We start from the raw sequence: 9,102 nt of genomic DNA, 5'->3' as shown, positions 1-9,102 counted from the left end.
CAGTTAAGGCGATAGCTGGTCAGCTACCTGAAGGGGAGGGCACGAAGCCCCCGTGCTTCAGCCGGGGGTGCTGACCCGGCTCGTTACCCGACAATTTCCGTCAGTTTTGAACCCGACTGGAAATTGTTACGAACCCTCATTCTTTTCGGTAAAGGCTCGTCTTTTGCAATCCTTTATTATTGTATAGAATTTCAGAGATGGACTCAACCCCCCCCCCGACACTTTTAGCAAAACTTAAGATTTCCCCGCCGGGGAGGCGGAGAGGGTGTCGCCCGATTTTTCCGGGGCGGGGGGTTCAACTCCGATCTACAAATGCCCGTCGAAAAAAAATAAAATCTTTCTGGTATTGCCGTATACCGATTTTCGGCGACAGTACAATTGAGCTACCTTGCCACTCGGGGCACAAGAATAAAGATGCGATCGGAAAACGACAGTTATCACCGCGAGTGCAATAAAATTTTCACGTCAGCCACACGAGAGGTCCGGACAATGGAAAATGAAACCAATCCCTGGAGCGACATGGCCAATCAATGGGTCAAAACCTGGACGCAGACGGGGACGGAAATTTGGAAAGGCTGGTTCGACACCATGAACGCCTCCCTCACCTCGGGGACGGACGAAAACGGCCAGTCGGCATCGGGGTTCGCCGCCGGCCAGATGGCACAAAATCAAGCCGCATTGATGCACTTCCTGCAGTTCTCCTTTGAAGCCTGGAAAGATCTTTTACCCCAAGTCGAATCCGGTGCTAACTGGCAGGAAACCCTCGACAACTACTCCCGACAGGTCCGCCAACAAATCGAAGACTTCGCCGCCGGCCCGCGCAAATTAACCGAAAGCACGACGGGGTTATGGAAACTCTACGTCGGACAGATGCAGAAGTTTGGCCAGACCTGGATGAACTACACCGGCGCCGCGACGGTCCCCTTCAGCTCGGCGATGATGGGAAAAAGCGAGGCCCTCATTGAACTCAACAACCTCTATTGGGACCAACTCTATCAACCCACCTTCGGCACCGTTCTCCAGAGTCCGATGCTGGGGGTAAGTCGGGAGTTGAACGGCGCCGTGCTCCGCCACTTCCAAGCCTGGACTGACTTCTACCGGGCCAGCAACGATTATCAGGTCGTCCTCGCCGATATCCAGGTTCGCGCCTTCGGGAAGTTGATGGAAGAACTGGCCTCCCGCGCCAGCAAGGGGGAAAAAGTCGAAAGCTGGCGGCAGTTTCAGCAGTTGTGGAGCGTCACCATCGACGATGTTTTCGAGGAAACTTTCTGCTCGGAAGATCAGCTCAAAATTCGCGGCCGGTTCATCAATTCCCTCAACGCCTACCGCGTCGAGCAGCAAAAGTTGATGGAAATTTGGATGGGATCGCTGAATTTGCCCCTCCGCAGCGAAATCGACGAAATGCACAAGACCATTTACGAACTTCGCAAAGAGGTGAAATCTCTGAAAAAACAATTGGCGAATACGTCGGATTCCGAATCCGGAGAGGTGGCGAGTTCGAGTTGAGAGAAAAAAATTCCGAATCTTTCCCTCATTGACCTGACTCAATTTATTGTCGAGTTCAATTTGTTTTTGCTTGGAGGACATCAAGCCATGCTGCCGTTTGCATTGCAGATGGGTCTGGAAGACCTGACCCAGGAATACACCGACCTGACGGAAAAGATCGTCCACGGGATGGACAACCTCACCAGCTTGAAGGAGGAGGATATCGTTGTCGGCGTCACCCCCCGGGAGGCGGTCTACCAGGAAGATAAGGTGACGCTCTACCGCTTTGAATCGAAGGTGGAAAATCCCTTTCCGGTGCCGCTGCTGATCGTTTACGCTTTGGTGAACCGCCCCTTTATGGTAGACCTGCAGGAGGGCCGGTCTCTGGTGGCGAATTTGCTGAAGTTGGGGTTGGACGTCTATCTGATCGATTGGGGATATCCCACCCGCAGCGATCGCTGGCTGACCCTGGATGATTATATCAACGGTTACATCGATAATTGCGTCGATTTTATCCGCGATCGCCACGACCTGGACGCCATCAACCTGCTCGGCGTCTGCCAGGGGGGAACTTTCAGTCTCTGCTATTCTTCCCTGCATCCGGAAAAGGTGAAAAACCTGGTGACGATGGTGGCGCCGGTGGATTTTGAGATGCCCAACACCCTCCTCAACGCCCGGGGCGGCTGCACTCTGGGGGCGGAGGCGGTGGATATCGACCTTATGGTAGATGCGCTCGGAAATATTCCCGGCGATTATCTCAATATCGAGTTCCTGATGCTCAAACCCTTGCAACTGGGATATCAAAAATACCTCGACCTGCCCGAAATTATGGGCAGCCGCGATAAGTTGCTGAACTTCCTGCGGATGGAAAAGTGGATTTTTGACAGTCCCGACCAGGCCGGGGAAACCTACCGCCAGTTCCTCAAGGATTTCTATCAGGACAACAAGCTGATCAAAGGGGAGGTGATGCTCGGCGATCGCTCGGTGGATTTGAGCAATATTACCATGCCCGTCCTCAATCTCTACGCGGAAAAGGATCACCTCGTCCCGCCGTCGTCTTCCCTGGCTTTGGAAAACTACATCGCCAGCGATGATTACACCGCCCAATCCTTCCCCGTCGGCCACATCGGAATGTACGTCAGCGGCAAGGTGCAGCGGGATCTACCCCCGACGATTGTGGATTGGCTGAAAGCGCGTTGAATCCGGGTGGGGGGAAAGAATTGATCATTGATCATTGATCATTGATCATTGATCATTGATAATTATTAATTGATTTCCCCCTTCTCCCGACTCCCCCAAAAAAAACCCCCGAGAATGAACGCCCGGGGGAGGGGAGGATATTGTTGTTTGAGAACGGGGTTAATGGGGGGCGGAAATTAACTGACACTGGCTACATTTTTTTTCATGGTTTTGAAATATTCGCTCCACAGTTGCTTTTGAGCATCCAACATCATTTGGTTGGTCTGCTTTTGGGTGTCGAGGTAGGAGTTGACCATTTCCTCTTGCATTTTCAAGGTTTGCTCGAAGCTTTCCGAGAGGGGGGAAGCATCTTTTAAGTTGGGGAAACTCTCCATCCAAGTGTCGAACCACTTTTTCTGGAAGTCCATCATTTGCTTTTGGTAATCTTCAAATAGTTTGGTATCCATATTCCTATAACCGCTAAGTTCCCCATCACTTTTGAGGACGGGGCGGAAGTGAGGCGGCGGGTCACTCCCGACCGGACAAAACTCGGATTTGAGTTCGTTACCATTATAAGCTCAAACCGGGGTTGATGGCGATCGCAATTCTCGGGTTTGGCCGGAAATTTCGTCGGATTTTCCCCGGATTGCGGACGGTAAGTTTTGTTACAAAATCTCATCCTGATTCATCTCAAATCCACGGCGCGATCGCGGTTCCGAAAAAACGGCCGATTTCCACCCTTCCGAATCCGCCGTTGCCCGGGACACCGAAATTCGTTAAGCTCAATTTTACCTGGGATTAACTCAACGGTAATTTACAGGAAGCAACCGTGGCGAAGATCCGCGATCGCACCCGGTCGGAATCCCCTTCTGTCGGACTTCTCCGCCATCGGTTTGAATTGTGATTTTCTATACAAAACTGCCGCCAATCTGAGAGGCGGGCGTTCACCAAGAACTTTTTTATTAAGATTTGTTATGCTAGGCTTATAGTAACGGCGACTTAGGCGCCTTGTCAGCGGATTCTGATTTCATCACCCGCCCAGGAATACACCCTCGGGGCTCCGTGGAGAGATGTCGATATAGTGAGGTTCAAAGCGTCGCATGATGCCAGCACTTGCCACCCCAAAATTTGCAGCAGTCCAACAGAAAGTCCAACCCCGGAGAATTATCGCCTTGGGGGACAGTTTGATCTACGGATTTGGAGATCCGGTCGGCGGAGGCTGGGTCGAACGGTTGCGACGGCAGTGGATGTCTCCCGATCGCCCCGGACACGCCCTCTACAATTTGGGAATTCGGGGAAACGGCGTGGCCCAGGTGAGCCAGCGACTCGAACAGGAATTTCGCCAGCGGGGGGAACTGCGGAACCGTCTCCCCGATTTGATCATTTTGTCTGTCGGGGTGAACGATACGCCTCGCCTGAGACGGCCCGACGGGCGCGCGCTCACGGATTTTAACGCCTTCCGCATCCAGATGGCCAACCTCCTCGATCTCGCCCAAAGTTTGTGTCCGGTGATTTTCGTCGGCATGACCCCCATTGACGAAAAACAGATGCCCTTCTTGGGTTGTATGTATTACAACCACGCCGACCAATATGCCTATAAAGAAGCAACGCGGCTGGCCTGTGCAGTGCGGGATATTCCCTATTTAGATATTTTCGATCGCTGGATTGCCCGGGGAGAAGATTGGGTGCGATCACAACTGTGCTCCGACGGCCTGCACCCCAACGTCCAGGGCTATCAAACCCTATTTGAAGAAGTGCAAAATTGGGAACCGATCGCCGAATTGGGTTGAGGGAGTCGGGAGTAAGGAGTGGGAAGTCGGGGCGATTTTTTGACCGCCCCCAGCGATTCCCTATTTGTTGGCGACCAACGGCATTTGTTTCATCGTATCGAAATAAGTATTCGACCACTGCTTTTGCAGGTTGGTAGCTGTGTCGATCGCATCTTGTTGGATCTTGAAGCTGGCTTTCACCGCTTCTTCTTGAGCTTCCAACGCCTTTCCGAACATTTCCGAAGCGTCGGGGAGATCCTTGACGTCCGGGATGCTATTTTTCCAGGCGTCGATCCACTGATTTTGCCAATCTTGCCATTGCTGTTGGTAGTCTTCAAACCAAATCTTACTCATGATCAATTAACCGCTAAATGAATGGGGCGAGAAGCCGGACGGATCGCGACGGCTTCCGGTGGACTGGCCAACGGTCCGCATCCTGGGGCGATCGCGAAGGGTCCGAGATCGTCGGCCGGAGAAAAGTTGAAGGTCAGTTCTGTCTCGTCTCTAGGTAATTATACCAACCCTTCCCGGAATTGAATAGCAGATCCCCCCCGTCGCAAGTGGTGAAAACCGAAAAGGGGCAGAGGAAGCGGAGGAGGCAGAGGAAGCGGAGGAAGCGGAGGAGAAAATCAATTATTAATTGTTAATTGTTAATTGTTTTGCCGTTTCAGACATTCGATCGCCTCGGATGTCTCCACCTGGGGGAATTCCTCGTAAAAGCGGCTGACGCTGAGAAAAATATGTGGCGTCTCCAAAACGATGAGGCGATCGCAATATTCCCTTACAGACGGGAGGACCTCGAAGGGGGCGACGGGGACGCAGATCCAGATCGCCGCCGGTTTTTGCGATCGCACGGCACCCACAGCCACTTCTACTGTCATCCCCGTGGCGATACCGTCATCCACCAGCAAAATCAGGCGATCGGCGATCGCGACCGGGGGACAGTAAGTGGCGAACTGCTGCCATTGGTTCTGGGCTTTGATGTGGGCGTGGCGGAGGATCGAGTGCTGGTCGGAAAAACTGCCGGGGCGGCGGTCAGACCAAAGCACATAGCCGTCCGACGTCACGGCCCCCAAGGCCAATTCCGGATTTTCCGGCAGAGTAATTTTTTTGGCAACCACCACGCTCAGGGGACAGCCCAGACGGCGGGCGACGGGTTCGGCGACGGGCAAACCGCCGCGCGGCAGGGCGTACACCAGGGGGGAGGCCAGGGAGGCCATCTGCAATTTTTCCAAATCTGCGGCGATCACTTCGGCCAGTTCTTCGCCGGCGTGGGTGCGATCGCGAAATAGGGGGTTGGGGAACATGATCGGCTCGCCCTCCGCAGTCCCATCACCTCTATAATGGCTGTTGTGGATGCGACCCGCAACTGTTTGCGATCATACCTGGGCGCAAGCCTTGCGCCCCTACAATCTACAATTTCTTCCATGTCCGACGACGACCAACAACTGAATCTATTCGATCTCTCCCCTATCGATTCGTCCCCCCCCGCCGTCCCGGATTTCGACCCGGAACGGATTCCCACGGATGCCAAAGTTCCCATCCCGCCGGGAACCTATCAGACGATGGAACAAATTTCCGAGCACTGCAATCGATGCGATCGCTGCGAACTCGGCCAAAACCGCACCCACGCCGTCATCGGCCGGGGCAACCCGAACGCCCCGATCATGATTATCGGCGAAGCCCCGGGACAGAATGAAGACGAACAGGGGCTCCCCTTCGTGGGCAAGTCGGGGCAACTCTTGGATAAAATTTTGGAGTCCGTCAAACTGAGCACCGATCGCGAAGTTTACATCTCCAACGCCATCCGCTGCCGCCCCCCCGGCAACCGCACCCCGTCGGCGGGGGAACTGGAAGCCTGCAAGCCCTATCTGTTGGAACAGATCCGCCTCATCGACCCGAAAATTATCCTCCTCACTGGGGCGACGGCGGTGAAATCCCTGCTGGGGGACAAGCGCGGCATCACCAAAATTCGCGGCCAGTGGATGAAGTGGGAGGGCCGGGACTGTATGCCGATTTTCCACCCCGCCTACCTGTTGCGGAACCCGTCCAAGGAACCGGGCAAACCCAAATGGCTGATGTGGCAGGACATTCAGGAGGTGCGGAAACGACTTGAATCAATTAACAATTAACAATCAATAATTAATAATTAAGACTGGAAACTGGGTTTCTAGGGGAATTTGGGGGAGAATGAGAGATTGGGGTAGAAACCCGGTTTCTAAAAACTCGGTTGCCCCGACAAATTCTCTTCCCTATTCCCTATTCCCTATTCCCTACTCCCGACTCCCCACTCCCTACTCCCGACTCCCTCACAGTCTCTCAACCACAGACGGATCGCTTGTGCGATCGCGCTTTTGCTGCTGTCCCAGGGTTGGGGGAAGAGTTGGTATCCGGGGTAGGGGTCGGATTGGGAGTACAGTTTCACCAGTTCCCAGCCGTCGGGGGTGCGGCGCAGAAAGAGCCAGTGGTAGCGGTGAAAGGCGATCGCACGACTGTTTTGATAAAATCGCTCCCGGGTGGCGATGAAGGCTCGGTGGAGGTCGTCTGAGGGGGGTAAATTGGGGGCGATGGGGAGGGGTTCTGGGGGGGGTGCGGTGGCGAAGATGACGGTGGTGCCGGGATCTCGCGGGTCGGTTGCGGGGGGCGATCGCTGGATGACGCGGTTGGCGTAGGCGGGTAAATCTTTGACTAATTCGGCGGTCAGGGTGTCCAATTCGGTGGGACAGTTGCCGGTTTGGGCGAGTTGTTCTGGAGGGGGTGCGATCACCGGTTCCGGGGGCGTCCGTTGCGGCCAGTCGGGACCGGCGATTCCCAGGGTCAGCCACAGACTCCCGAGGACTGTCGCGACTCGGCTCGAAATTTGCAGGGATTGGAGATCAAACATTCGGGAGGCTGACAAGCGATCGAGCCAGGATGGGATTTTATCATCGATTTGAATGGTTTTGGCAACCGGGCCGGGATGGTTCCCCAGATTTAACCGAGAAGGTACGGATGTTTCGCCAATTTGGGGGAATTCCCGACACTCCGGCGCCTTTAAGCGATTGCCCTCAAGACGTTACAGTATAGATAAGAATTGGGGTGGGAGAGCAGTTGATAATTGATAATTGACAATTGACAATTGTCAGATCTTGTCCCTTCCCGATTCTGAAATGACGGACTGGAGAGAGTTCCGGTTCCGAGGAGAGATAGGATAATTTATGCTCAAAAAACTGTTTGCAATTGTCAAACCCTTTTTTAAACCCCTGATCGCGATCGCCCTGATTCTCGCACTGGGATTCGGCCACGCGGATAACGCTTTGGCGGCCCGGAGTGGGGGTCGCATCGGCGGCGGTTCGTTCCGCGCCCCGAGTCGCACGTTTGCCCCGTCTCCCCGGTCGGCTCCGGGCGGCGGCGGATACTACGGCGGCCGCGGATTCGGATTTCCGTTTTTGCTTCCGTTCTTCGGATTCGGCGGGTTCGGCGGGATCTTTTCGATCCTGATCGTGATCGCGATCGCCAACTTTATTATTAGAAGTTTCCGGGCCGTCGGCGAGGGCGTCCAGGAGGCGGAAGTCACCAATCCGAAGGTTTCGATCGCCCAAGTTCAGGTCGGTTTGTTAGCTGAAGGTCGCGGCTTGCAGGCGGATCTCGATCGCCTCGCCGCCACGGCGGACACGGGGTCGGCGGAAGGTCGCGCCCAGGTGTTGCAGGAGGCGACTTTGGCACTGTTACGCCACCCGGAATATTGGGTGTACGGTGCCAGCACTTCCGACCAAATGCGGTTGAATTCGGCGGAGGCTAAGTTCAATCAATTGGCGATCGCGGAGCGGAGTAAGTTCACCGAAGAAACCCTCTCCAACGTCAACAATCAACGCATCGGCGGCGGGGAAACGGAGGGCGCGATCGTCCCCCAAGACACCCCGGAAAATCCCGGCGAATATATTATCGTCACGTTGGTTGTGGGTACGTTGGGGCAGTTGGATTTGCCCAAAATTGAGAGTTCCCAAGACCTGCGAGTTGCGATCGGCCGTCTGGGTTCCGTCGGCAGCGAACAGTTGTTGGCGGTGGAGGTGCTCTGGACTCCCCAAGCCAGCGGCGACACCCTCAGCAGCGACGATGTTTTGGCTTACTATCCCAATCTGAGATTGGTGTAATTTTCACTCGATAGTTTGTAATTTCCCCGAGGCGATCGGGGATTTTTTTTGACTGCATAAGTTTAGTCGGTGGGGGGTAGAAACCGGGTTTCTAGAAGGATCTTTCATCGCAACCCATCAACTCTCATAGAAACCCGGTTTCTTATCAGTGTCGGGTGGGGGGTAGAAACCGGGTTTCTAGAAGGATCTTTCATGGCAACCCATTAACTCTCATAGAAACCCGGTTTCTTATCAGTGTCGGGTGAGGCGTAGAAACCGGGTTTCTCGAAGGATATTTCATGGCAACCCATCAACTCTCATAGAAACCCGGTTTCTTATTATCCGAGGCGATCGGGGATTTTTTGAGAAATGTTAAGCAGGTTGTCTTTTCAGCTTTACAAAACGCTACGTTTTAGCTCTGGACACTGGCCATTATCCCGGAGACGATCGCACCCCATTTCTCTCCACCCTCGATTTCCGACTCTGACCAACGCTAAAATATACGGGCGATCGCATTCTCTCAATCGGGTTTATAATGCGATCGCCCCCTTTCATCT

The 9,102-nt window shown here is 54.2% G+C and carries 9 protein-coding genes; 5 read left to right on the top strand and 4 right to left on the bottom strand.

Annotation, left to right across the window (positions count from 1 at the left end):
• Nucleotides 1-489: 489 nt before the first annotated feature.
• Together phaE and LKE08_RS26535 are read left to right on the top strand one after the other, a co-directional pair.
• Entirely contained in the window at nucleotides 490-1,506 is a 1,017-nt protein-coding gene (gene phaE, locus LKE08_RS26540; RefSeq protein WP_324707302.1) for a class III poly(R)-hydroxyalkanoic acid synthase subunit PhaE, read from the top strand.
• Nucleotides 1,507-1,593: 87 nt separating this feature from the next.
• Nucleotides 1,594-2,685 carry a class III poly(R)-hydroxyalkanoic acid synthase subunit PhaC gene (locus LKE08_RS26535; protein ID WP_324707301.1) on the top strand — a complete coding sequence of 364 codons (1,092 nt, stop codon included), beginning with the start codon at nucleotides 1,594-1,596 and terminating at the stop codon, nucleotides 2,683-2,685.
• A gap of 176 nt (nucleotides 2,686-2,861) precedes the next feature.
• On the opposite strand, the gene LKE08_RS26530 is transcribed toward LKE08_RS26535, so the two are convergent.
• The gene (locus LKE08_RS26530) at nucleotides 2,862-3,131 is read right to left on the bottom strand and encodes a thylakoid-associated protein (RefSeq protein ID WP_324707300.1); all 270 of its coding nucleotides are present in this window, start codon (nucleotides 3,129-3,131) and stop codon (nucleotides 2,862-2,864) included.
• A gap of 633 nt (nucleotides 3,132-3,764) precedes the next feature.
• On the opposite strand from LKE08_RS26530, the gene LKE08_RS26525 reads away from it, so the two are divergent.
• Nucleotides 3,765-4,454 carry a GDSL-type esterase/lipase family protein gene (locus LKE08_RS26525; RefSeq protein ID WP_324707299.1) on the top strand — a complete coding sequence of 230 codons (690 nt, stop codon included), beginning with the start codon at nucleotides 3,765-3,767 and terminating at the stop codon, nucleotides 4,452-4,454.
• A gap of 60 nt (nucleotides 4,455-4,514) precedes the next feature.
• Here LKE08_RS26525 and LKE08_RS26520 read toward each other — a convergent pair whose 3' ends face one another.
• Together LKE08_RS26520 and LKE08_RS26515 are read right to left on the bottom strand one after the other, a co-directional pair.
• Nucleotides 4,515-4,787 carry a hypothetical protein gene (locus tag LKE08_RS26520; protein WP_324707298.1) on the bottom strand — a complete coding sequence of 91 codons (273 nt, stop codon included), beginning with the start codon at nucleotides 4,785-4,787 and terminating at the stop codon, nucleotides 4,515-4,517.
• A 296-nt stretch (nucleotides 4,788-5,083) separates the two neighbouring features.
• The gene (locus tag LKE08_RS26515) at nucleotides 5,084-5,740 is read right to left on the bottom strand and encodes a phosphoribosyltransferase family protein (RefSeq protein ID WP_324707297.1); all 657 of its coding nucleotides are present in this window, start codon (nucleotides 5,738-5,740) and stop codon (nucleotides 5,084-5,086) included.
• A 120-nt stretch (nucleotides 5,741-5,860) separates the two neighbouring features.
• Here LKE08_RS26515 and LKE08_RS26510 point away from each other — a divergent pair, with 120 nt between their 5' ends.
• Nucleotides 5,861-6,565 (top strand): uracil-DNA glycosylase, encoded by a 705-nt coding sequence (locus LKE08_RS26510; protein WP_324707296.1) that lies wholly within the window; start codon nucleotides 5,861-5,863, stop codon nucleotides 6,563-6,565.
• Between the two features lie 134 nt (nucleotides 6,566-6,699).
• On the opposite strand, the gene LKE08_RS26505 is transcribed toward LKE08_RS26510, so the two are convergent.
• Nucleotides 6,700-7,317, bottom strand: a complete 618-nt coding sequence (locus tag LKE08_RS26505) for a hypothetical protein (RefSeq protein WP_324707295.1) — start codon at nucleotides 7,315-7,317, stop codon at nucleotides 6,700-6,702.
• 313 nt (nucleotides 7,318-7,630) lie between these two features.
• On the opposite strand from LKE08_RS26505, the gene LKE08_RS26500 reads away from it, so the two are divergent.
• The gene (locus LKE08_RS26500) at nucleotides 7,631-8,566 is read left to right on the top strand and encodes a DUF1517 domain-containing protein (RefSeq protein ID WP_324707294.1); all 936 of its coding nucleotides are present in this window, start codon (nucleotides 7,631-7,633) and stop codon (nucleotides 8,564-8,566) included.
• The last annotated feature ends 536 nt before the right edge of the window (nucleotides 8,567-9,102 follow it).

The organism is Lyngbya sp. CCY1209 (assembly GCF_035615495.1).
Classification (GTDB): Bacteria; Cyanobacteriota; Cyanobacteriia; order Cyanobacteriales; family Microcoleaceae; genus Limnospira.
This window is presented reverse-complemented; position numbering and strand designations above follow the sequence as displayed.

Coding starts and splice junctions, on each gene's coding strand:
- LKE08_RS26510 (WP_324707296.1), top strand. CDS start 5,861: ATGTCCGACGACGACCAACAACTGAATCTATTCGATCTCTCCCCTATC.
- phaE (WP_324707302.1), top strand. CDS start 490: ATGGAAAATGAAACCAATCCCTGGAGCGACATGGCCAATCAATGGGTC.
- LKE08_RS26500 (WP_324707294.1), top strand. CDS start 7,631: ATGCTCAAAAAACTGTTTGCAATTGTCAAACCCTTTTTTAAACCCCTG.
- LKE08_RS26505 (WP_324707295.1), bottom strand. CDS start 7,317: ATGTTTGATCTCCAATCCCTGCAAATTTCGAGCCGAGTCGCGACAGTC.
- LKE08_RS26525 (WP_324707299.1), top strand. CDS start 3,765: ATGATGCCAGCACTTGCCACCCCAAAATTTGCAGCAGTCCAACAGAAA.
- LKE08_RS26535 (WP_324707301.1), top strand. CDS start 1,594: ATGCTGCCGTTTGCATTGCAGATGGGTCTGGAAGACCTGACCCAGGAA.
- LKE08_RS26530 (WP_324707300.1), bottom strand. CDS start 3,131: ATGGATACCAAACTATTTGAAGATTACCAAAAGCAAATGATGGACTTC.
- LKE08_RS26515 (WP_324707297.1), bottom strand. CDS start 5,740: ATGTTCCCCAACCCCCTATTTCGCGATCGCACCCACGCCGGCGAAGAA.
- LKE08_RS26520 (WP_324707298.1), bottom strand. CDS start 4,787: ATGAGTAAGATTTGGTTTGAAGACTACCAACAGCAATGGCAAGATTGG.